The sequence below is a fragment of the Salegentibacter maritimus genome (assembly GCF_016236975.1).
GTDB classification, from domain to species: Bacteria; Bacteroidota; Bacteroidia; order Flavobacteriales; family Flavobacteriaceae; genus Salegentibacter; species Salegentibacter maritimus.
In genome coordinates, this window is record NZ_JAEHNY010000006.1 from 86,598 (window position 1) to 108,272 (window position 21,675).

Here is a 21,675-nt window from a genome sequence, read left to right on the forward strand (position 1 = left end):
ACTTCTGCCTCTTTCCCTAATCCCTAATCCCTATTAACCTTTTAACTCTCCCCTCTAGACGGTAGTTATTAGACTGTAGTCTTAGTCAGTTATGGGTTTCCTCACTTCTACCTCTTTATTCTAGTCTCTTTTCTCTTACCTATTCCCTATTCCCTATTAACCTTTTAACGCTTCACTTTTAACTACAAACTACCAGGCATTTCTCGATACTGCCGACTCGCGTCGGAAACTCGAAATGACAGGGGAACTAAAACAAAAGATCGCCGCACTCAGCAGTCGTTCGTGATGACGATTAAATACTACCGCCCCCTGAGACTGCTCACTGAAAAACTGAAGAAACTACCTAATAAACACCGGCTCGTTTTCTTTTTCGGTATGTTCTTCGCTAAATCGGTAATCCATATAATCAAAACCTTTAAGTTCTTCCAGGTTGTGAACGTCTTTATCTATAATATAACGTACCATGGCTCCTCTGGCTTTTTTGGCGTAGAAACTAATGATTTTTAATTTTCCGTTTTTAAAATCTTTAAATACCGGTGAAATTACCTCAGCCTTTAACTTTTTGGTGTCTATGGCTTTAAAATATTCATTACTCGCCAGGTTGATAAAAAGCTCATCTGTTTCCATTTCATTATTTAGCAGTTCGGTGATTTTAGACTGCCAAACTTCATAAAGGCTATCTTTACGTTCAATACCTACCGATGTTCCCATTTCCAAACGATATGGCTGTATAAGGTCCAGCGGTTTTAATATTCCGTAAAGTCCGGAAAGGATGCGCAGGCTATCCTGCAACTGGTCTAACTTTTCGGTGGGAATGCTGTAGGCATCCAGGCCGGCATACACATCGCCGTTAAAGGCATAGACGGCCGGGCGGGAGTTCTTTTTATTGTGTTCTTCTTTAAAATCCTGGTAGCGGGTATAATTAAGATCGGCCAGCTTATCGCTGATGCTCATTAATTTTGAAATCTCATTTTTGGTCATTCTACTCATCTGGCGGTTTAATTTGGCAGTAGTTTCCAAAAAAGCGGGCTGTGTGCCCCGGGTGGTTGGTAATTTAGATTCGTAATCAAGGCTTTTGGCCGGAGAAACAACAATTTTCATAATTATGCGATTTTTACTTCAAATATAAGTGAAAGCATAGAAAACAGGAAAGCCACGTTTTATTAGTTTTTTATATGGGAATAGCCAGGATTTATAGGCTTTTAAAAATTTAGATCGCTTTACGGAAAACCTTTCTTTTTGGTTTGTGAATTAAGTGGTAAATTGAGCAAACTAATGAAACCCTTTTTCTATTCTTCAGAATAGGTCTTGAACCCAAAAACAAATAAAAACTTTGAATAAATTTGAAGAAGTTTACACTTTTAACAATCAACCCGTAGTTTGCCCGAAATGTGGGATTAGGACTGAAATAATACTAGATTTATCTCATACATTTGAAGAAACTCAAATACATAAATGTTTATCTTCATATTGCTTAAATAAATTCGTTATTCAAACTGAAAATTAATGAGAAAAGGTCAAAAACTTTGGGCTAGAAATGAATTGATATTAGCAATAAATCTTTATTTCAAATTACCTTTTGGCAAATTACACAAGTCAAACCCTGCTGTAACTCATTTAGCAGAATTGATTGGCAGAACGCCCAGTTCTATCGCTTATAAATTAGTTAATTTCGCTAGTCTTGATCCAAGTTTACTGGCAAGAGGAATAAAAGGAGCCTCCAATTCTAGTAAATTGGACAAATTAATTTGGAATGAATTTTATAATAATTTGGAGGATTTATCATTCGAAAGTGAAAAACTATTATCCCAATTTGAAGAAAAAACCATTGAAGAACTAAACCAAATCAATATTGATGATATCCACGAAGGAAAAACGAGAGAACAGCTAGTAAAAGTAAGAGTAAACCAATCATTCTTTCGCAATTCAGTTATGGCGTCTTATAATAACACTTGTTGTATTACTGGATTAAACAATTCCGAATTGCTTATTGCCGGACATATAAAACCCTGGAGCTCTGACGAGAAAAATCGTTTAAATCCTAGAAATGGAATTGCAATTAATGCCCTACACGATAAAGCATTCGAAAATGGCTTAATAACAATCACTCCAGAGTACAAAATAAAAATCTCCAAGGTTCTATTAAATCAAAAGAAAACTGATACTCTTGAAAAATACTTCTTTCAATATGAAGGTAAAGACATTTTTCTACCTTCTAAATTTTTACCTGACGAAGAGTTCCTAAAGTACCATAATGAACAAAAATTCCAGCGTTAGGGATTGCAGTGGAAATCCTTTTTGTGAGGTACGAGCAAAAAGATTGCAACGTAAAGCCCGACCCGTTAGGGGAACGCCCAAATAATTATTATACCTTTTCTGCTATTCATTTTTATAAAACCACCTCTTTTTTACAAAAACCTTCACCAATGTTCAACCCAACAAAAGCTCATATTTTCATAAATTTCGGCTAAAAAATGAGTATTACTAAAAAGTTTGACTTAGACGAGCGGCAGCGGGATCGCGTAATTGCTATGGCCTGGGAAGACCGTACGCCTTTTGAAGCGATTGAATACCAGTTTGGCCTGGCCGAAAAGGATGTGATAAAATTTATGCAGGAGGAAATGCACCCGCGTAATTGGAGAAAATGGCGCGCCAGGGTGCAGGGTAGAAAAACCAAGCACGCTAAACTACGGGATAACGAGGTCTCACGCTTTAAATCTAATGCGCAACGCCAAATTACCGGGAATAGAATTTCGAAGAAAAAATATTGAAGCTGCGTTAAATTTTACAGGTTTTTCTTATAAAAGCATCTTTTTGCGTAACTTATAGTTTCCAAAAATTGATTTTATGGAAGGATCTTCTAAATATCCCAACCCGATAAAAACCTGTACAGGTCGTTTTTTATGGAGAAATTCCGGTGCAATTATTATTGATTTTAACGGGCAGCTGCTTAATTCGGCTTCTTACCAGTTTAATATTTCGGGTGGGAAATTCATTAAAATCAGGTTTAAACGGAAGCTTTCTTCCACTAAAAAATCGCCGGCATTTAAATGTTCCTGGAAGATGATGACCCGGGTAGATTGTTCGTTGAATTGAAGTGTTTTCTATATATCGTAGCTCAATTTAAATTCTTAACAGCTTAGAGCCCGAAATGAATTCGGAGTGACGAAAACTACATGAGGCGAACCCACGTCATGCTGATTTTTTTCAGCATCTAACACGATCTAAATTCTTACCAACCTATACTCTCGATTTCAAAACAATTTAGACCCCGAAATGAATTCGGGGTGACGTTAAAAAAGTAAATGAGATGGTTTACAACACCTCTTTCTGGTTTTTGGCATAGTTGCGCCATTTCTCAACACAAGCCTGGATATCTTCCGGAATCTGGGTATTAAAACTCATGGCTTCACCGGTTTTTGGATGTATAAAGCCCAGGGTTTTTGCGTGTAGGGCCTGGCGTGGCAATATTTTAAAGCAATTATCTACAAATTGCTTGTATTTGCTGAATGTAGTTCCTTTTAAAATCTTATCGCCACCATAACGTTCGTCGTTAAACAGGGTATGCCCAATATGCTTCATATGCACCCTAATCTGGTGAGTTCTTCCCGTTTCCAGTTTACAGGAAACAAGCGTTACATAACCAAAACGTTCCAGGACTTTATAATAGGTAACGGCAGGTTTTCCTTTTTCGGCTTCCTCCCCTTCGTAAACGGTATTTTGTAACCTGTTTTTAGGATGCCTTCCAATATTGCCTTCTACCCTGCCCTCATCTTCTTCTATATTTCCCCAAACCAGGGCCACATATTCGCGTTCGCTGGTTTTGTCAAAAAATTGTTTTGAGAGGTGCGCCATAGCTTCCTCTGTTTTTGCAATTACCAGGAGTCCGCTGGTGTCTTTGTCTATTCTATGTACAAGTCCCGGGCGATCGCTGGAGTTATTGGGAAGGTTTTCAAAATGATATACCAGGGCATTTATTAGGGTTCCGCTATAATTACCGTGGCCGGGATGAACTACCATACCCGCAGGTTTATTTACCACCAACAAGGTATCGTCTTCGTAAACAATATCTAAAGGAATATCTTCCGGTGTTAGTAGAAACTCATACGGCGGATGCTCGAACATTACCTGCACTATATCGCCGGCTTTAACTTTATAATTTTGTTTTACCTGTTCTTCGTTAACGTAGATATTACCGGTTTTAGCAGCTTTTTGAATTTTATTTCGGGTGGCGTTTTCAATAAAATTCATTAAGAATTTATCTACGCGCAAAGGTTTTTGACCGGGACCGGCTTCAAATTTATGATGTTCGTATAAAGTCTCGTCCTGTTGGTCTATTTCGTTTTGATCTTCTTCTTTCATTAAAATTCAATTTCTTCCTCTGCGGTAGTTGTGCTATCCTGCCTATCTTCGCCTATTCGGTACCTTCCAGAACCATCTCCCAATACCAAATCTATAGTAGAAGTTTTCATAAGTTCATCTCCAGGTTCCAGCTTTTTACCTTTATGCCTTAGTTCTAATACAGCATCTTCGGCAATATCGGGTTTATAACTAACGTCTCCAATCTCAAAGCCCAAAGACCTTAAAGTAGGTTCGGCCTGTCTTCGCGTTTTTCTTATCAAATCAGGGATCATTACTTTTCTATAACCTGAGGGATTTAAAGTAAGGTATATTTTTCTATTTTCTTTTACAAATTGCCCTGCTTCCGGCACTTGTTCTATCACCGAATAACGCGGAAAATCGGGATTAAAATTCGCAGAATCCATAATCTCAAATCTTAAATTTTGGGCTGCCAGTTTATCTTCTACTTCATCTAAAGACTGCTTTGCCAGATCTGGCACAGCGATACGCTGATCCTGGTTGGTAGAATAATCAAGCCATTTTAAAGCCAAAAAAGCAATGACAATTACTAAAATAGCGGCAATGATTAGCTGAATTAAAAAAGTTTTACTAAAAATAAATTTAAAGAATCCCATACATTTGTTTCTAAGCAGCAAAGATATAAAACCCCTGCTTTTGGTGGCAGATTGTTTGTAGATTTGTGATATCAGTTATGAGTTTTGGGTTATGAGTTATCAGAAACCAACAAAACCGGCCCAAATACCGAGAACTGAGATCCAACAACTGATAATTGTTCGCTAAAAACAGATAACTGACAACTGATAACGGAAAAATGAAGAAAAAAATTGCCATTGCCATGGGCGGCTATTCCAGTGAGTATAGAATCTCTATTAATAGTGGAAATATGGTTTACAAAAATTTAAACCGCGATTTATATGAACCTTACCGGGTACATATTTTACAAAAAGAATGGTTTGTAGTGGCTGATGATGATACTCCCTACCCGATTAATAAAAACGATTTTACCGTAAAAATAGCCGGAAAGACCATTTCTTTCGACTGTGTTTTTAATACCATTCACGGCACACCCGGCGAAAACGGATTGTTACAGGCCTACCTGGAGTTAATTGGAATTCCGCAAACTACATGTGGTTATTACCAGGCTGCTTTAACTTTTAACAAGCGTGATCTAATAAGCGTTTTAAAAGCTTACGGAATAAAGTCGGCAGTAAATTATTTTTTGAATAAGGAAGATAAAGTAAATACCGAAGAAATTCTAGCCAGAGTTGGTTTACCCTGTTTTGTAAAAGCCAATCGGGCCGGTAGCAGCTTTGGAATCACTAAAGTAAAAACTGAAGAAGAATTGCTTCCTGCCACTAAAAATGGCTTTAAAGAAGATGACGAGGTGATAATTGAATCTTTTCTGGATGGCACCGAGGTTTCTGTTGGCGTAATTACCTACAAAGGAAAAGTAAAAGCCCTGCCTGTTACCGAAATTATTTCTGAAAACGAATTCTTTGACTATGAAGCTAAATATTTAGGAAAATCACAGGAGATTACACCTGCCAATATTTCGGAAGAAAAAACCAAACAGGTGCAGGAAATCGCTAAGCTGATCTATAAAAAACTAAAAATGCGCGGATTTACAAGGTCGGAATTTATTTTCCATAACGGGGAACCTCATTTTATTGAAATGAATACCACCCCGGGATTAAGTGCAGCCAGTATTTTACCCAAACAGGCCGCAGCTGCAGAAATAAGTTTAAGTGAACTTTTTGGCAGCGCAATCGAGACGGCTTTAAAATTACGGTAGCCTCCCGAAGTAAATTCGGGACAGGCTCCAAAGGAGGGAATTCGAGCCTTTATAAATTCAGAAAGTTTCCATTAAAAATAGAAGCGGATGTGATTCTTATATAATTATTTAATACTCTTAAAAGTTCCTCCCCTTTAAAAAAAGGGGAGGTGCCGATAGGCGGAGGGGTTTCTTTTTCCTTTTACCTGAAATGATTAAATTTGAATTTCCGCTTATGCGGAAATGACTAATTGGTATTCCGTCTTCACGGAAAAGACAAAATCATTTTTTATGAAAAAAGCAGTTTTTCCGGGATCTTTTGACCCTATTACTTTAGGCCATACCGATATAATTGAAAGGGCTTTGCCGCTTTTTGATGAAGTTATTCTGGCCATTGGCACAAATTCTAACAAAAAGTATATGTTTTCCCTGGAAGAGCGGCTGCATTTTTTAAAGGAAACTTTTAAAGATGAATCTAAAATAAAAGTGACCACTTATAAAGGACTTACCGTAGATTTCTGTAAAGAACAGGATGCCGGTTTTTTGCTACGAGGCTTACGAAATGCGCAAGATTTGGAATTTGAAAAAGCCATTGGACAAACCAATTATAAAATGAGTGGTATAGATACCTTGTTTTTTATAACCTCTTCCGGTAAAAGCCATATTTCTTCTACCGTAGTTCGGGATGTAATTCGTAATAAAGGAAATTATGAGTTTATGGTGCCCAATGTGGTGAGGGTAGCACCCTAACCTCCCGAAGTGAATTCAGGACAAGCTCCAAATGAAGATTTCATAGCTCTGAAAAAATTATTGGTGCATTCGTGGCAAAAATACTCCCGAAATCTTAAAAAATATAATTCAGTTGAAGTCCGCCGTAATAATTTCTGGGATTTCCGGGATAAAAATAACGTGGTGAAGCGCCTCCAAATCCAACAGCATTGGTTACAATACTCGCTGCATAATTTTTATCTAAAGCATTGTTCACACCTCCGTAGAAGTTCAGGTTTAATGCCTGAAACAATTTAAAAGTATATCCCGCTTTAAAATTCAACAGGCTATATTGATTGGTGTAACCCGAATTTGCATCATCTAGCGGAATTTCCCCAACATTTCTATAGTTTCCGAAAAATTCAAAACCTGAATCACTTTGAACATCCACTCCCAGGTTTAGCGTATATTTAGGAACCCCGGGGAGCTTATTTCCGGAGAAATCTTCATCATTATTCACAAACTCATCAAATTCAAAGAAGTTAATAGCCCCATTAACATAGGGTTTTACTGAAATATCTCCACCTACCAGAAAACGATAATTGCTAAGAAATTCCAATCCATTATGATTGGTTTTTCCAGCATTAACCCCCACATATTGATCTTCGGCCACTCTTTGTGCCACTAATAAATTCTCTATTTGAATTGAAAATACCGCGACTTCGGTATACAATTTATTTTGGAGCCAGTTTCCTTTAAAACCAAGCTCATAATTTAATCCGGTTTCGGGCTTGAGATTAGTGTTTATCTGCCCATCAGGTGTCAAAGTCTCGGCAACTGTTGGGATTGAAAACCCATGGCTTACAGAGGCATAGATGTTTTTACCTTCGGCTACTTTATACGTAGCACCTATTCTTGGAGAAACTACTATATCAAAACTATATTCGCCGGTTTGATCTATCTCATCTTGCACAAAAAGATCGGTTAAATTGTAAGTTGTATTATTGATATTAAACCCGGCTTCCAGGTTCCATTTTTCAGTAATCTCAAGATTAAGCTGGGCAAAAAAATTAGCATAATTTCTATCCTGCTCATTATTGCTTAAGCGCTCCCCTAACACACTTCCATTCCCGGGAAAATCCTCATATCGATTCTGAAAAGTACCTGTTTCGTACCATTCGTTATAATATTCGGCTCCAAAACTAATTACAGAAGGCAATTCGAAAACCCGGGTATTTAAATTAAATTTTGTTCTAACCCCTGCCGAAACACGCTCTTCCTTTAGAATATTAAAAGGGCGCGGTTCATAAGCATCTCTAAAACTTAAAAATATGCTGGTTGTATTGCTAAAATCATCGAAAAGGGCATGTGTATAAGAACCACCCAGCATACCTTTATCGTAAGACTCGTACCCCCTGGCCTGCCCCCAGGTAAATGCAGCTTTTTCAGGATCATTTCTTAGGTCTTCTTCGTTCAATGAACTGGGAATAAAAGCTTTTAATCGGGTGAAATTGGCTAAATAAGATAAACTACCATTTTGGCTGGTTTTCAGACTTCCATTCACCAAAACTGATTTCCGATCGTAATTTCCGTTGTCGCGGTATCCATTACTTGTTAAGTATGTAAAGGTTCCAAAAATTGAAGATTCTTTAGTGGTATTGGAGGCCTGATAAACCTGTTTTCTGGTATTAAAACTGCCAAATTGCGTTTTGGCCGTAAGTTGGGCTTCCTCTTGTTTAGATTGTTTAGCATACAAGTTAATAGATCCCCCTAAACCCGCTCCATAAATACTGGAGGTTGGCCCTTTAATAACTTCAATTCTATCAAGGCTTTCCTGGTCAAAGTCGTCTAAGGTTAACTCCCCTTCGGCCGTGGTAAGCGGAATTCCTTCAAAATATGCCTGAATCCTATTCGTGCTATACTGCGAACGAGCGCCAATTCCACGGATATTTATTTTATTGGTATTTAAAGCTCCCTGATTTACAAATAGTCCAGGTACAGTGTTAAATGTTTCCAGCACATTTGTAGCATCGGTTCGTTTAAAATCTGTTTGAGTCACCAGATTCACAGAAGCCGGAACGTTTTTAAGACTTTTAGGAATATTGGTACTTCGCACCACCACTTCTGAAAGGCTTTCTGACCCAGGACTTAAATAAAGTTGCTGAATTTCTTTGGAAGCCTGCAAAAAGAACTGTGAACTTTTATACCCAATGGCCGATATAGTAAAATTTCCCGGCAATTCCCGGGAGTTCAGCTCAAAAATCCCATATTCATCTGAGACAGCCACAAGCCCTGAAGCATTAAAAATACGGGCTTCCCTAACCACCTGCTCAGTATTTAGTGTTAATATTTTAAATTGATTTTCCTGTGAGAACAGCTTGTTTAAAAAGAAAAAACACAGCAGTGCCAGTAATTTTTTATCCACTATTTTAATTTTTACGCAATAATTGAGATGTAAGGCCTTATAACCACCTCGAAATCCAAAAATTTTCTGTTTAATACCCCGTTTACTTGCCGCGAGAAAGTTAACCTGACTGTCTTAGTTTACAAAATTGAAAATTATATAACAGCCTTTATCATTAATTAGCAAATAAAATTACTTTTAATAATAGTAGACAAAAAGTTTTTAAAACAGATTAGGTTTACTTTAACAAGTACTAATTAGTATAGCTTGTTTGGTGGCTAGACGGGTTTTAGTTAATTTTACCCCTCCAATTTCTTAGGATACTATGAAAAAATATCTCCTTTTACTTTTATGTCTGATTTCACTTACATCTTGTGACTTCGAGAAATACCAACTGGTTACCGATTATGATTTTGAAACCCGTTTTGAAAAAAGTGATGGAAAAGAAACCGCTACTTATGCCGAAGTTATAGATTTCTATAGCGAGTTGGCAGAAAGTTCCGGCAAAGTGAGCCTGGAAGAATTTGGAGAAACCGATAGCGGAAAACCGCTTCATCTTGCAATTTACAGCCCTGCTGAAGATTTTGATTTTGAAAAACTAAGAGATAAAAACAGCATTATTCTTATAAATAACGGCATACACCCGGGCGAAAGTGACGGTATTGATGCTACTATGATGCTTTTTAGAGATTTGGCAGGAGATTCTATTACAGCACCGAAAAATACAGTTTTAGCCACAATTCCTGTATATAATGTTGGAGGTGCATTAAATAGAAACTCCCATAGCCGTACAAATCAAAATGGGCCTGCAGCATACGGTTTTAGAGGAAATGCCAGAAATTATGATCTAAACAGGGATTTTATAAAAGCCGACACGCGTAATGCCCGGAGTTTTTATAAGATTTTTCATCACGTGAAACCCGATATCTTTATTGATAATCACGTTAGCAATGGTGCCGATTACCAGTATACATTAACCCACTTGTTTACCCAACACAATAAACTAGGGGGTGAACTGGGCGCTTATTTAGATGAGCAAATTATACCACAGTTGGAAGATTCACTTGCGAAAAAAGACTGGGACATTACGCCCTATGTAAATGTATTTAATAAAGTGCCTGATGATGGTTTTACGCAATTTAACGACCTTCCCAGGTATTCTACTGGCTATACCAGCCTTTGGAACACCATTGGAATGATGATTGAAACCCATATGCTTAAGCCCTATCCAAAAAGGGTAAAAGGTACCTACGAGCTTATGCACAGTATGATAGGCATTGCAGAAGCCAATAGGGAACGCATGAAAGACATTCGTAAAAGAGCATCGAGAAAATACCTGACAGACCGCTGGTATCCCATTAATTATACACCAGATTATGAAAATCCCACCAAAAGAAATTTTAAAGGTTATGAAGGCAACATGATTGCGAGTGAAATAACCGGTGATGAACGTTTAAAATTTGATACAGAAAAGCCATTTACCAAAGAAATAGACTATTATAATAATTTTATTGCACAAGATACTATCGAAATTCCCAGGGCATATATTATTCCACAGGGTTGGTGGCAAATTACCGAGCTACTAAAACTAAACAATATAAAACTGGAACCCTTAGCCCGGGACACCACGCTATATGTTGAAACTTATAGAATAGAAGATTTTAAAACAAGGGATAATGCCTACGAGGGCCATTATACCCATAGCGAAACCAGGGTTTCCAAAAAAATGGATTCTATCAAATTTAGAAAAGGAGATTTTATGGTTAAGACCTTTCAGGATGGAGTGCGCTATTTAATTGAAACTTTAGAACCTGAAGCTTCAGATTCTTTCTTTAACTGGAATTTCTTTGACAGCGTTCTTCAGCAAAAGGAAGGCTTCTCTCCCTATGTTTTTGAGGATATCGCTAAAAAAATGCTAGAAGATAATCCCGAATTAAAAGACGCCTTCGAAGCAAAGAAAAATAATGAGGCCGAATTTGCAAATAGTTGGTACAACCAATTAGATTGGTTGCACAAACAATCCAAACATTATGAAGAGGCGCACTTACGCTACCCTATCTTTAGAGTTCCTCGTTAGATATTCATCGGTAAAAAGAAGTTTAATATTGGCATAGGATTTTTGAAGGGCCTTTTGACTTTTCTTCAGGTTTTTCCATTTAGCTTTTTCTATACCCTCTTTAGTTTCGGGGCGTAAATCCCCCTCATAAGAAGTGCGCATCTCATACCAGTAAGTAACCTTTAGCCTAAAACGCCCCTTTCGTTTAAAAATGTGATAGGTTTTTTGTAAAAACTTAGTGACTTTTAAACCTTCAACCCCTGTTTCTTCCTCTACCTCTCTTATGGCAGAGGCTTCAATAGTTTCGTTTTTTTCGGTTTTACCTTTTGGCAAATCCCAACGCTTTTTGCGATAAATAAATAAAATTTCGTCTTTATCATTAAAAACCATTCCCCCCGCTGCTGTAACCACGCGTAATTTTTTAAACAAATGCTTTAAAAGCTTTTCTTCCTTTTCGTGGTAAAGGTTTACGTAGAGCAATTCTCCTTTACTAATTTTTTTTATTATTCGTTTGATTCTAACCTTCTTAATAGGTAAAGACACGTAATTTTCTCCAAAATCTTTCTTTGTAGATAAAATTAGGGGAATATCATTAACAAAAACTTTATACATTTGCAGCATGATTTTAAATAAAGAAACAGCCAGAACAACCGCTGAACTGCTATTGCAAATTAAAGCAATAAAATTAGATGCACAAGAACCTTTTACCTGGGCCAGTGGTTGGAAATCGCCAATTTATTGCGATAACAGAATAGTATTATCTTATCCTCCTATTAGAAACCATATAAGGGAACAATTTGCAAGGCAGGTTGAAGAGCTATATGGAAAACCCGATGTTATAGCCGCGGTTGCCACCGGTGCTATTGGAATTGGTATGCTGGTAGCTGAAATTTTGAGTCTCCCGTTTATTTATGTTAGGCCGGAAGCCAAAAGCCACGGAAGAAAAAATCAAATAGAAGGAAACCTAACCGAAGGCCAGAGCGTTGTGGTAATAGAAGATTTAATTAGCACAGGAAACAGCAGCCTTAACGCAGTGAAAGCATTAAAAGAAGCCAATGCAAACGTAAAAGGAATGCTGGCCATCTTTACTTATGGCTTTAAAACTGCCGATGAGAATTTTGAAAAAGCAGGAATAGAGCTTCATACCCTTAGCGACTACGATTTTCTTCTTGAAACTGCACAGAGGACCAATTATATAAATGCTGCTGAAGCCGATCTTTTAAGAGAGTGGCGACAGGATCCGGCTAACTGGAAAAAATAATTTGGTTACAGAAAGTATAGAATACAACCTGTACTATCTGAAAATAAGTTTCTTTAAAGATATATAGACAAGATGCATATAGAAAGCCCAAAAGTAACTGCTAATAAAAGTGAGCAGGAAATGTTCGAATTTTTGATTAACCCTAAAAATTACGAACAGTTAATGCCCGAAAACAAAGAAGTTTTTGAAGTAAGAGATGAAAAAACCTTTGTTTTCGGACTTAAAGGTATGCCTGTTATAAAATTGGAAATCCAGGAAACCCGGAAACCAGAATTGGTGGTATTGGGCTCCACTTCAGATAAATTTGATTTTAAATTAAAAGCGCATATTTCGGCTTTAAACGAAAATCAGAGCGAAGTACAGATGGAATTCAGCGGTGAATTTAATGCAATGATGGCAATGATGGTTAAAAAGCCATTAACCAAATTTATAAACACGCTAGCCGAAAATATTGGCAAACTTTAAATTAAAAAGCTGTTTGAAAAGTCTATTCTCATCAAGATGAACTTGTTTCAGCTTCTAAGGTGTTTTGATTATCATTTTTTTAGATCCCCGATAAAGAATCGGGGCAGGCTCTGAAATAAATTCAGGATGACGATTTTAAGAACTTTTCAGACAGCTTTTTTTAATACATCAGTTTAATTTCTTTTAAATCGAAGGTTTTAAACTTTTCGTCTTCAACTTCGATATTTAGCCTTCCACTCTTTGTCACCCCTCGAATAATACCGGTAAGAAAGGAAGCATCAGGTAACTGAAAAGTAGACACCTTATCCCTTCTAAATAAATGCTCTGTATACTCTTTTAAAATAGACGTTTCGGCAAATGCAGTAATTTCGGTAATCTTTTTTTCGAATTCATCAGTAATTTTTTTAAGCAATTCGTCCAGGTTAAATTGACTTCCGGTAACAAGTTTAAGGGAAGAAGCTTGTAGCAAACCGGGAAAATTTATTTGATTTACATTAAGGCCTACCCCGATTACCGAAGCTGCAATTTCATTGTTTTTTAGAATATTTTCGATAAGAATTCCGCTTATTTTATAGCGTTCTGACAATATGTCGTTAGGCCATTTCACCTTTAAAGCGGGAACATTAAATTCCTGAAGCACTTTAAGAATGGCCAAAGAAACCGTAGCGCTCATCAAAAATTGATGGTTTATATGTACCTTAATTTTTGGGTATAGTACGCTAAAGGTTAGGTTTTCACCTGCATTAGAATGCCAACCGGCACCCCTTTGCCCCCGGCCTCTAGTTTGCTCGTGAGCTACTACACATACCGGCTTAAATGAAGTATTTCCGCGATAAAGTTCCCGGGCAAATTCGTTGGTAGAATTGGTGGCATTAACTTTGATTATACGCATAATAGTAAATAGAAATAAAACAGGCGTTAAATGTTATGTAAACAACACCCATTAACAGCCAAAAAGTAATAACTTTGCGAAAATAATTAATTTTAATGGCAAACAAAGCACCGAACAACGATCAACTTATTGCACATATAATTAAAGGAATTGAAGACGTAAAAGGTAACGACATTGATATTCTGGACCTTAGACAAATTGAAAACACCGTTTGTGATTATTTTATAATTTGTAATGGTACTTCCAACACACAGGTAAACGCCATAGTGAATTCCGTTCAAAAAACTGTAAGTAAAGCTCTTAAAGATAAACCCTGGCACATAGAAGGTGGAGAAAATGCCGAATGGGTACTTTTAGACTATGTGAACGTAGTTGTACACGTTTTCCAAAAACATATCAGAGAGTTTTACGATATTGAAAGCCTTTGGGGGGATGCAAAAATCACTTCCATAGAAACAAATTATTAATTATCTAATTTAGAATTACCGAGAATGGCGAAACAGCAACCCAAAAAAAACATTGATCCCAAAAAGCCTAAATTTAGTGCTTATTGGATCTATGCCGCTATAATAATCTTCTTTTTAGGACTTAACTTTTTTAGCGGAGGCGGTTTTAGTGAACCTGCTAAAACCAACCCGGCAGAATTTCTTAATTTCTTAAGGGAGGGAGACGTAAAGAAGGTAGAAATTGTAAACCGTAAACAAGCCAAAGTCTATCTCACTGAAGAAGCTTCCCAAAAGGAGATTCACAAAAATGCAAACGATCCGGAATTATTCAATACCGGCGGAGAAACCCCTGCCTATAGTTTTGAGTTTGGAGATCTGCAAAATCTTGAAAACGATATAAAAGAGATAAAAGCAGAGAACAATCTTGAAACCACGGTGGTTTACGATACACAAAGCAATGTTTTGGGAGAAGTATTCTGGGCATTGTTGCCATTTATTTTAATAATTGGGGTTTGGATTTTCATCATGCGCAAAATGAGTTCCGGTGCCGGTGGTGGTGCAGGAGGACAAATTTTTAATATCGGAAAATCAAAAGCTAAATTATTCGACCAAAATACCGATGTAAAGACATCTTTTAAAGATGTGGCCGGCTTAGAAGGTGCAAAAGAAGAAGTTCAGGAAATTGTAGATTTTCTAAAACAACCAGACAAATACACCTCTCTAGGGGGTAAAATTCCAAAAGGAGCACTTTTGGTAGGACCTCCCGGAACCGGTAAAACCTTACTGGCAAAAGCCGTTGCCGGAGAAGCCAAAGTGCCTTTCTTTTCACTTTCCGGTTCAGACTTCGTAGAGATGTTTGTAGGGGTGGGTGCCTCAAGGGTACGCGACTTGTTTAAACAGGCGAAAGAAAAATCACCATCTATTATTTTTATAGATGAAATAGATGCCATTGGACGTGCCCGTGGAAAAAGCAATTTCTCAGGTTCTAACGATGAACGTGAAAACACCTTAAACCAGTTACTAACAGAAATGGATGGTTTTGGAACAAACACCAACGTAATTGTAGTAGCTGCCACTAACCGTGCCGATGTTTTAGATAAAGCCTTAATGCGTGCCGGAAGATTTGACCGTCAAATTTATGTAGACCTACCCGATCTAAACGAGCGAAAGGAAATTTTTGAAGTTCATTTAAAGCCGCTTAAAAAAGTAGCCGATGAACTGGATACTGAATTCTTAGCAAAACAAACACCGGGATTCTCTGGTGCAGATATTGCCAATGTTTGCAACGAAGCTGCCTTAATTGCCGCTCGTAAAGGTAACAAAGCTGTTGGTAAACAAGATTTTCTTGATGCTGTAGACCGAATTGTTGGCGGCCTGGAGAAAAAGAATAAAATTATTACGCCCGATGAAAAAAAGGCCATTGCCTATCACGAAGCCGGTCACGCGACTGTGAGCTGGATGTTAGAGCACGCAGCCCCACTTGTTAAAGTAACAATTGTGCCACGAGGGCAATCTTTAGGAGCTGCCTGGTATTTACCTGAAGAGCGACTAATAGTTAGACCAGAGCAGATGCTTGATGAAATGTGTGCTGCCCTTGGTGGAAGAGCTGCAGAGAAGGTAGTTTTTAATAAAATTTCAACCGGTGCTTTAAGCGATCTTGAAAAAGTTACCAAGCAGGCCAAAGCAATGGTCACCATTTACGGTCTAAATGATAAGATTGGAAATTTAACCTATTATGATTCTTCAGGACAGGGCGAATATAATTTTACCAAGCCTTATAGTGAAAGCACATCTGAGCTTATTGATAAAGAGATTTCTAACCTAATTGAAACTCAATATCAGCGTGCCATAGATTTGCTTACCGAGCATAAAGACAAACTGGGGCAATTGGCAGATATCCTTCTGGACAAGGAAGTGATTTTTAAGGATGATTTAGAGCGTATCTTCGGAAAAAGGCCTTACGACAAAGAGGAGGAAAAAACCGAAGTGCAAGAAAAAAAAGAAACGCCTAAAGTTGAAGAAAAAGCCTCGGAAACCGAAGAGCAGCATCCAGCTCCCGGAACCTCAGAAGATAAAGATACATTAACCGAAAACAATTCGGTTAATAAATAGTTCACAACCACGGTTTAAAAAATCTTAATTTGCCATAGTGTTAAATTAAGATTTTTTACCTTTGGTTAAAATGACGTCGAGAACCACACCCAAAATTCTATGAGTCTATTTAGAAGATTTCTTAACCCTAAATCTAAATCAGACAAGAAGCAGGAGTCTCCTGAAAAAGCTGAGCGGGGAAAATACATGCCTGAGGTAAAATTACCTACCGATGAACGTTTCATGTTGAATTTCAAAAACAACGGAGGTAAATTCCTTTATTGTGAAAACGATGATGAAATGCTTGAGGCTTTTGACAATATTTTACTGGAAAACGACTGGTACGAAAAACAGTGCTTTTGTCTGGATCCAAATCTTCAAGATAAATTTAAAGGTTTCAACCTGGATTTCACAAAATCTGGTTCTGCCCCTTTTTTTCTATCTACCTGCGAGTATTTGGTAGCCAATGATGGTTCTATACTCATCTCTTCAAATCAAATTAAAGAGTGCAAACTCAATGATTTACCCGATAATTTTGTTATTATCTCTTCTACAAGTCAGTTAATTGATACTATTGGCGAAGGTTTACGTGGCATCAAATTTAAGAACAAGCAAAGAATCCCTTCTAACATCACGACCATTAAAAATTTTGAAACTAAAAAAGAGGGTGACTTTATGAGCTATGGAAGTAGTACAAAAAACCTATATTTGCTCCTGCTGGAAGATTTATAAATATGAGGGAAGCCATTATTAGAACTATTTCAGGATTATTGTATGTATCCATATTGGTTGCTTCCATACTTTCTTCCGAATTTATCTTTATTAGTTTATTTTATTTGCTCGGACTTGTGTGCCTCATAGAAATGCAGAAATTATTGCATCTCAAAAGCTATGCGCTTTATGCTGTACAGGCTTTGCTTTTCTACCTCTTTAGCTATCTTAAGTTTAATCAGGACGCCACCATACTCTTACTTTTTATAACCATTTTTGTAAATCTATTTTTGGTTAAAGATTTGTTGGTGGTAAGAAAAATACCCGTTTTTGAAAAGAAGAAATATATTATAATTATTTTTTATCTCATTTCTTCTGTTATTTTTCTTACACTAATCCCAACTATAGAAGGTGTCTTTATCCCTAAATTGGTAGTTGGCATCTTTATACTTATTTGGACTAACGATACATTTGCTTATATTGTAGGTAAGAATTTTGGCAGCAAGAAGCTTTTTGAAAGAATTTCGCCTAACAAAACAGTAGAAGGTTTCCTGGGTGGTGTGGTTTTTAGTGGAATAGCAAGTTTTTTTATTTTCTATTACACACAATTTCTCACTTTCCCCATTTGGCTTGGCTTAGCCATTATATTGAGTGTCTTTGGGACTTTAGGAGATCTTATCCAATCAAAATTTAAACGTCAGGCCGGTGTAAAAGACAGCGGAAAACTAATGCCAGGCCACGGCGGATTATTTGACAGGTTAGATAGTATTATTTTTTCAAGTCCGTTTGTATATGCTTATCTCTATATTCTAGATTATGTTTCATAAAGAAGGTTATAAAATTATGGCGATAGCAGCAGTGCTGCTTATTGCAATAAACGCAGTATCATATTCGTTTATAAACACCTATTGGATAAAATTTGCTATCCTGGTGGTTACTATCGTTCTATTTTTGCTAATCATTCAGTTTTTTAGAAATCCTAAAAGAAAAACTGTTTTAAATGATACCAATGTAATTGCACCGGTAGATGGTAAGGTTGTGGCTATTGAAGAGGTTGAAGAAAAAGAGTATTTTAAAGATAAGCGTATTCAGGTATCTATTTTCATGTCGCCAATTAATGTACACGTAACAAGGCACCCTATTGGTGGTAAAGTGAAATACAGTAAATATCATCCGGGTAAATTTTTAGTAGCCTGGCACCCTAAATCTAGTGAAGAGAACGAAAGAACCACGGTTGTTGTGGAAAACCCTGTTGCCGGTGAGGTATTATACAGGCAAATTGCCGGAGCATTAGCAAAAAGAATTGTAAACTATGCTAAAGTTAACGACAAAGTTATTCAGGGTAGCGATAGTGGATTCATAAAATTTGGATCCCGGGTAGACGTTTTCCTACCGCTAAACACCCCTATTTTGGTTGAATTAGATCAAAAAGTAAAAGGTGGCCTAAGCGTGATAGCCAATATTGAAGAATAAGCAAAACGTTATGTCTTATACAACAGAAGAAAAATTTTTAAAAGCATATGAAATGGCGAGCAAAACCACTCAAAAATTTGCGCCAGATATTATGTTGCATTTTTATGCTTATTACAAAAAAGCCACTCAGGTAAATGGTTTTTACGCCCCGCCCATGAGCGAAGGCGATATTAGGAATGCTTTTAAAGTAAACGCTTTATTACAGATAAAAAATATTAGCAAGCAGGAAGCCCGCGAAAAATATATAGAGCTGGTAGAAGAACATATTGGCGAAGTAACATAATTGTAGTTACTCCGCCTTTATTTTTGTTTTAACTTAAACCTTTTAAGCTGGCTTTAATAGCTTTAATCTTCGCCTCAGCATCAGCTTTCTTTGCTTTTTCTATAGCTACAACTTTTTCGGGCGCATTATTTACAAATCGCTCGTTAGAGAGCTTCTTCTCTACAGATTTTAGGAAGCCTTCATTATATTTTAATTCTTCTTCCAGTTTTTCAATTTCAGCTTCAACATCAATAGCACCGGCAATAGGAATAAAGTACTCATTAGATTTCACTCGGAAGGAAAGCGCACCTTCCACCTGTGTATCTACGTAATTAAAAGCATTTATATTACCCATCTTTAAGATCACAGGATCAAAGAATTCTGAAGCATTTTCGTTGTTCATTACCATTAGGTCTATGGTATTTTTAAACGAGATATTTTTCTCTTTTCTTACCTTTCTTATCCCTGCAATGACTTCTGAAGCCAAAGCAAATTCGTTAATTATTCCTTCGTTATAATCCTTAATCTCCGGCCATTTCGCTACAATTAAAGCTTCAGAAGGTTTTCTTTCAGTAATTTCCTGCCAAATTTCCTCAGTAACAAACGGCATAAACGGATGGAGAATCTTTAAGTTATCTTCTAAAATTTCTATTACTGCTTTATATGTTTTGGCATCTATAGGCTCACCGTAAGCCGGTTTTACCATCTCAAGGAACCAGGAGCAGTAATCGTCCCAAATCAACTTATAAGTGCTCATTAAAGCATCACTCATTCTATATTTAGCGTAGTGATCTTCAATTTCCACGAGGGTTTTTCTAAACCTGGCGGTGTACCAATTAATTGCAATTTTTGAGGTTTCGTCCTGCTCTTTTTCTTCAGAAACTTCCCAGCCCTTTACCAGCCTAAATGCATTCCAAATTTTATTTGAAAATGCACTACCCTGTTTACAAAGATCTTCTTCAAACATCAAATCGTTTCCGGCCGGAGAACTTAAAAGCATTCCTACCCTAACACCATCGGCTCCATATTGCTCTATTAAACCTAGCGGATCGGGTGAGTTCCCTAAGGACTTGGACATTTTTCTCCGCTGCTTATCACGAACAATCCCGGTAAGATAAACGTTTTTAAATGGTCGTTCTCCCCTGTATTCGTACCCAGCCATAATCATTCGTGCTACCCAGAAAAATAAGATTTCGGGAGCAGTCACAAGATCGTTAGTTGGATAATAATATTTAATTTCTTCATTCTCCGGTTCTAAAATCCCATTAAAGACACTCATGGGCCATAACCAGGAAGAAAACCAGGTATCCAGAGCATCTTTGTCCTGGGTTAATTCTTCTGCCTTTAAATGGGCATTTCCAGACTTTTCTCTCGCTTTCTCCAGGGCTTTCTCTGCAGTTTCGGCAACCACAAAGTCTTCTTTTCCACTCCCGTAAAAATAAGCCGGAATTTGATGTCCCCATAAAAGCTGGCGGGAGATATTCCAGTCGCGAACATTCTCCATCCAATGCTTATAGGTATTCAAAAATTTATCGGGCACCAAATTAATTTCATCACCAACCACAGCATCTATTGCAGGTTTGGCCATTTCTTTCATCTTTAGAAACCACTGGTCACTAAGTTTGGGTTCTATAACAGCACCGGTGCGTTCACTGGTCCCTACTTTATTAATATGCTCTTCAATTTTGGTAAGCACGCCCATTTCTTTTAGTTCTTCTACGATCTCCTTTCTAACCTGGAACCTGTCTTTCCCTTCATAATGCATTCCGTAAGCATTAAGACTGGCATCGTCGTTAAGGATATCTATCACTTCAAGATTATGCTTATCTCCAAGCATTTTATCATTTTCATCATGGGCCGGCGTCACTTTTAAGCAACCCGTACCAAACTCTACATCTACATATTCGTCTTCAATAATTGGTATTACCCTATTACAAATTGGAACAATTGCTTTTTTACCTTTTAAATGGGCAAAACGTTCATCGTTTGGATTGATACAAATTGCCGTATCCCCCAATATAGTTTCGGGACGTGTAGTAGCTATACTTAATACGTCATCACTACCTTCTACTTTATAATTAAGATAAAAAAGCTCGCCCTGTTTCTCTAAATGAATTACTTCCTCATCAGAAAGGGTAGTTTTTGCCTGTGGGTCCCAATTTACCATTCGATACCCGCGGTAAATGAGTCCTTTTTCATATAAATCAACAAAAACCTTAATTACAGAAGCTGACATCTTTTCATCCATGGTAAACTTGGTGCGCTCCCAATCGCAGGAGGCTCCTAGTTTTTTTAGTTGCTCAAGGATAATCCCCCCATGTTTATGTGTCCACTCCCAGGCATGCTGTAGAAATTCCTCACGACTAAGATCGTTTTTATCAATTCCTTCTGCCTTTAATTTTGCCACTACTTTTGCCTCAGTTGCAATAGAAGCATGGTCGGTACCCGGCACCCAACAGGCATTATAGCCTTTTAATCGAGCTCTTCTCACTAAAACATCCTGAATGGTATTGTTAAGCATATGCCCCATATGTAAAACACCGGTTACGTTTGGTGGTGGAATTACAATAGTGTATGGTTCTCTATCGTCTACCTCTGAATGAAAATAATTGTTTTCCATCCAGTAGTTATACCATTTATCTTCTACTTTTTTTGAATCGTATTGGGAAGCAATCGCCATATTGGTCTGGTTTTTGAAAAATAAGAGCAAAAGTAAATATAACTTAAGGATTATAAAAGAAGTTGATTTGATTATAATTTTGTGTACACAGCA

The 21,675-nt window shown here is 37.3% G+C and carries 21 protein-coding genes; 14 read left to right on the forward strand and 7 right to left on the reverse strand.

The features are described from left to right. Window positions 1–339: 339 nt before the first annotated feature. Complete coding sequence (gene yaaA, locus I6U50_RS07975) at window positions 340–1,101, reverse strand: peroxide stress protein YaaA (RefSeq protein ID WP_198638453.1); 762 nt, start codon at window positions 1,099–1,101, stop codon at window positions 340–342. Window positions 1,102–1,506: 405 nt separating this feature from the next. Here yaaA and I6U50_RS07980 point away from each other — a divergent pair, with 405 nt between their 5' ends. The 3 genes from I6U50_RS07980 to I6U50_RS07990 all read left to right on the forward strand — a co-directional run bounded on the left by I6U50_RS07980 (window position 1,507) and on the right by I6U50_RS07990 (window position 3,096). Next, on the forward strand, window positions 1,507–2,277 hold the full coding sequence (locus tag I6U50_RS07980; RefSeq protein WP_198638454.1) for an HNH endonuclease: 771 nt from the start codon (window positions 1,507–1,509) through the stop codon (window positions 2,275–2,277). A gap of 197 nt (window positions 2,278–2,474) precedes the next feature. Next, window positions 2,475–2,771 (forward strand): TIGR03643 family protein, encoded by a 297-nt coding sequence (locus I6U50_RS07985; protein WP_198638455.1) that lies wholly within the window; start codon window positions 2,475–2,477, stop codon window positions 2,769–2,771. A 76-nt stretch (window positions 2,772–2,847) separates the two neighbouring features. Beyond that, complete coding sequence (locus I6U50_RS07990) at window positions 2,848–3,096, forward strand: hypothetical protein (RefSeq protein WP_193711031.1); 249 nt, start codon at window positions 2,848–2,850, stop codon at window positions 3,094–3,096. Window positions 3,097–3,315: 219 nt separating this feature from the next. Here I6U50_RS07990 and I6U50_RS07995 read toward each other — a convergent pair whose 3' ends face one another. Together I6U50_RS07995 and I6U50_RS08000 are read right to left on the reverse strand one after the other, a co-directional pair. Next, window positions 3,316–4,362: an RluA family pseudouridine synthase gene (locus I6U50_RS07995; RefSeq protein WP_198638456.1), complete on the reverse strand. Its 1,047-nt coding sequence runs from the start codon at window positions 4,360–4,362 to the stop codon at window positions 3,316–3,318. Continuing rightward, complete coding sequence (locus tag I6U50_RS08000) at window positions 4,362–4,976, reverse strand: PASTA domain-containing protein (protein WP_198638457.1); 615 nt, start codon at window positions 4,974–4,976, stop codon at window positions 4,362–4,364. The genes I6U50_RS07995 and I6U50_RS08000 overlap by 1 nt, the downstream gene beginning before the upstream one ends. A gap of 197 nt (window positions 4,977–5,173) precedes the next feature. On the opposite strand from I6U50_RS08000, the gene I6U50_RS08005 reads away from it, so the two are divergent. Together I6U50_RS08005 and coaD are read left to right on the forward strand one after the other, a co-directional pair. Then, complete coding sequence (locus I6U50_RS08005; protein WP_198638458.1) at window positions 5,174–6,154, forward strand: D-alanine--D-alanine ligase; 981 nt, start codon at window positions 5,174–5,176, stop codon at window positions 6,152–6,154. A 270-nt stretch (window positions 6,155–6,424) separates the two neighbouring features. Beyond that, window positions 6,425–6,883 (forward strand): pantetheine-phosphate adenylyltransferase, encoded by a 459-nt coding sequence (coaD, locus tag I6U50_RS08010; RefSeq protein WP_198638459.1) that lies wholly within the window; start codon window positions 6,425–6,427, stop codon window positions 6,881–6,883. A 94-nt stretch (window positions 6,884–6,977) separates the two neighbouring features. Here coaD and I6U50_RS08015 read toward each other — a convergent pair whose 3' ends face one another. After that, window positions 6,978–9,266, reverse strand: coding sequence for a TonB-dependent receptor family protein (locus I6U50_RS08015; RefSeq protein ID WP_317192020.1), 2,289 nt, complete (start codon window positions 9,264–9,266; stop codon window positions 6,978–6,980). Between the two features lie 304 nt (window positions 9,267–9,570). On the opposite strand from I6U50_RS08015, the gene I6U50_RS08020 reads away from it, so the two are divergent. Next, complete coding sequence (locus I6U50_RS08020; protein WP_198638460.1) at window positions 9,571–11,322, forward strand: M14 family metallopeptidase; 1,752 nt, start codon at window positions 9,571–9,573, stop codon at window positions 11,320–11,322. Here the strand turns inward: I6U50_RS08020 and I6U50_RS08025 are convergent. Next, window positions 11,290–11,913: an NUDIX hydrolase gene (locus I6U50_RS08025; protein WP_198638461.1), complete on the reverse strand. Its 624-nt coding sequence runs from the start codon at window positions 11,911–11,913 to the stop codon at window positions 11,290–11,292. The genes I6U50_RS08020 and I6U50_RS08025 overlap by 33 nt on opposite strands. Before the next feature lie 7 nt (window positions 11,914–11,920). On the opposite strand from I6U50_RS08025, the gene pyrE reads away from it, so the two are divergent. Together pyrE and I6U50_RS08035 are read left to right on the forward strand one after the other, a co-directional pair. Continuing rightward, a complete protein-coding gene (gene pyrE / locus I6U50_RS08030; protein ID WP_198629242.1) occupies window positions 11,921–12,562 on the forward strand; it encodes an orotate phosphoribosyltransferase in 642 nt (213 codons plus the stop codon). Window positions 12,563–12,634: 72 nt separating this feature from the next. Beyond that, entirely contained in the window at window positions 12,635–13,027 is a 393-nt protein-coding gene (locus I6U50_RS08035; protein WP_198638462.1) for an SRPBCC domain-containing protein, read from the forward strand. A 160-nt stretch (window positions 13,028–13,187) separates the two neighbouring features. On the opposite strand, the gene I6U50_RS08040 is transcribed toward I6U50_RS08035, so the two are convergent. Next, the gene (locus I6U50_RS08040) at window positions 13,188–13,919 is read right to left on the reverse strand and encodes a biotin--[acetyl-CoA-carboxylase] ligase (RefSeq protein WP_198638463.1); all 732 of its coding nucleotides are present in this window, start codon (window positions 13,917–13,919) and stop codon (window positions 13,188–13,190) included. A 95-nt stretch (window positions 13,920–14,014) separates the two neighbouring features. Between I6U50_RS08040 and rsfS the strand changes: the two genes are divergently transcribed. The 6 genes from rsfS to I6U50_RS08070 all read left to right on the forward strand — a co-directional run bounded on the left by rsfS (window position 14,015) and on the right by I6U50_RS08070 (window position 18,923). Beyond that, window positions 14,015–14,386, forward strand: a complete 372-nt coding sequence (rsfS, locus tag I6U50_RS08045) for a ribosome silencing factor (RefSeq protein WP_193711044.1) — start codon at window positions 14,015–14,017, stop codon at window positions 14,384–14,386. Between the two features lie 24 nt (window positions 14,387–14,410). Continuing rightward, complete coding sequence (gene ftsH / locus I6U50_RS08050; protein WP_193711045.1) at window positions 14,411–16,477, forward strand: ATP-dependent zinc metalloprotease FtsH; 2,067 nt, start codon at window positions 14,411–14,413, stop codon at window positions 16,475–16,477. A gap of 99 nt (window positions 16,478–16,576) precedes the next feature. Beyond that, the gene (locus I6U50_RS08055) at window positions 16,577–17,188 is read left to right on the forward strand and encodes an LUD domain-containing protein (protein ID WP_198638464.1); all 612 of its coding nucleotides are present in this window, start codon (window positions 16,577–16,579) and stop codon (window positions 17,186–17,188) included. Between the two features lie 2 nt (window positions 17,189–17,190). Further along, entirely contained in the window at window positions 17,191–17,994 is an 804-nt protein-coding gene (locus I6U50_RS08060; protein ID WP_193711047.1) for a phosphatidate cytidylyltransferase, read from the forward strand. Beyond that, window positions 17,984–18,640 carry a phosphatidylserine decarboxylase family protein gene (locus tag I6U50_RS08065; RefSeq protein WP_198638465.1) on the forward strand — a complete coding sequence of 219 codons (657 nt, stop codon included), beginning with the start codon at window positions 17,984–17,986 and terminating at the stop codon, window positions 18,638–18,640. The genes I6U50_RS08060 and I6U50_RS08065 overlap by 11 nt, the downstream gene beginning before the upstream one ends. 10 nt (window positions 18,641–18,650) lie before the next feature. Beyond that, the gene (locus I6U50_RS08070; RefSeq protein ID WP_198627555.1) at window positions 18,651–18,923 is read left to right on the forward strand and encodes an acyl-CoA-binding protein; all 273 of its coding nucleotides are present in this window, start codon (window positions 18,651–18,653) and stop codon (window positions 18,921–18,923) included. 28 nt (window positions 18,924–18,951) lie between these two features. On the opposite strand, the gene I6U50_RS08075 is transcribed toward I6U50_RS08070, so the two are convergent. Continuing rightward, complete coding sequence (locus I6U50_RS08075) at window positions 18,952–21,582, reverse strand: valine--tRNA ligase (protein WP_198638466.1); 2,631 nt, start codon at window positions 21,580–21,582, stop codon at window positions 18,952–18,954. Window positions 21,583–21,675 lie beyond the last annotated feature (93 nt).

What these genes read in the sequence shown, in the direction of transcription:
- yaaA (WP_198638453.1), bottom strand. Translation starts at nt 1,101, where the DNA reads ATGAAAATTGTTGTTTCTCCGGCCAAAAGCCTTGATTACGAATCTAAA.
- I6U50_RS07980 (WP_198638454.1), top strand. Translation starts at nt 1,507, where the DNA reads ATGAGAAAAGGTCAAAAACTTTGGGCTAGAAATGAATTGATATTAGCA.
- I6U50_RS07985 (WP_198638455.1), top strand. Translation starts at nt 2,475, where the DNA reads ATGAGTATTACTAAAAAGTTTGACTTAGACGAGCGGCAGCGGGATCGC.
- I6U50_RS07990 (WP_193711031.1), top strand. Translation starts at nt 2,848, where the DNA reads ATGGAAGGATCTTCTAAATATCCCAACCCGATAAAAACCTGTACAGGT.
- I6U50_RS07995 (WP_198638456.1), bottom strand. Translation starts at nt 4,362, where the DNA reads ATGAAAGAAGAAGATCAAAACGAAATAGACCAACAGGACGAGACTTTA.
- I6U50_RS08000 (WP_198638457.1), bottom strand. Translation starts at nt 4,976, where the DNA reads ATGGGATTCTTTAAATTTATTTTTAGTAAAACTTTTTTAATTCAGCTA.
- I6U50_RS08005 (WP_198638458.1), top strand. Translation starts at nt 5,174, where the DNA reads ATGAAGAAAAAAATTGCCATTGCCATGGGCGGCTATTCCAGTGAGTAT.
- coaD (WP_198638459.1), top strand. Translation starts at nt 6,425, where the DNA reads ATGAAAAAAGCAGTTTTTCCGGGATCTTTTGACCCTATTACTTTAGGC.
- I6U50_RS08020 (WP_198638460.1), top strand. Translation starts at nt 9,571, where the DNA reads ATGAAAAAATATCTCCTTTTACTTTTATGTCTGATTTCACTTACATCT.
- I6U50_RS08025 (WP_198638461.1), bottom strand. Translation starts at nt 11,913, where the DNA reads ATGTATAAAGTTTTTGTTAATGATATTCCCCTAATTTTATCTACAAAG.
- pyrE (WP_198629242.1), top strand. Translation starts at nt 11,921, where the DNA reads ATGATTTTAAATAAAGAAACAGCCAGAACAACCGCTGAACTGCTATTG.
- I6U50_RS08035 (WP_198638462.1), top strand. Translation starts at nt 12,635, where the DNA reads ATGCATATAGAAAGCCCAAAAGTAACTGCTAATAAAAGTGAGCAGGAA.
- I6U50_RS08040 (WP_198638463.1), bottom strand. Translation starts at nt 13,919, where the DNA reads ATGCGTATAATCAAAGTTAATGCCACCAATTCTACCAACGAATTTGCC.
- rsfS (WP_193711044.1), top strand. Translation starts at nt 14,015, where the DNA reads ATGGCAAACAAAGCACCGAACAACGATCAACTTATTGCACATATAATT.
- ftsH (WP_193711045.1), top strand. Translation starts at nt 14,411, where the DNA reads ATGGCGAAACAGCAACCCAAAAAAAACATTGATCCCAAAAAGCCTAAA.
- I6U50_RS08055 (WP_198638464.1), top strand. Translation starts at nt 16,577, where the DNA reads ATGAGTCTATTTAGAAGATTTCTTAACCCTAAATCTAAATCAGACAAG.
- I6U50_RS08060 (WP_193711047.1), top strand. Translation starts at nt 17,191, where the DNA reads ATGAGGGAAGCCATTATTAGAACTATTTCAGGATTATTGTATGTATCC.
- I6U50_RS08065 (WP_198638465.1), top strand. Translation starts at nt 17,984, where the DNA reads ATGTTTCATAAAGAAGGTTATAAAATTATGGCGATAGCAGCAGTGCTG.
- I6U50_RS08070 (WP_198627555.1), top strand. Translation starts at nt 18,651, where the DNA reads ATGTCTTATACAACAGAAGAAAAATTTTTAAAAGCATATGAAATGGCG.
- I6U50_RS08075 (WP_198638466.1), bottom strand. Translation starts at nt 21,582, where the DNA reads ATGGCGATTGCTTCCCAATACGATTCAAAAAAAGTAGAAGATAAATGG.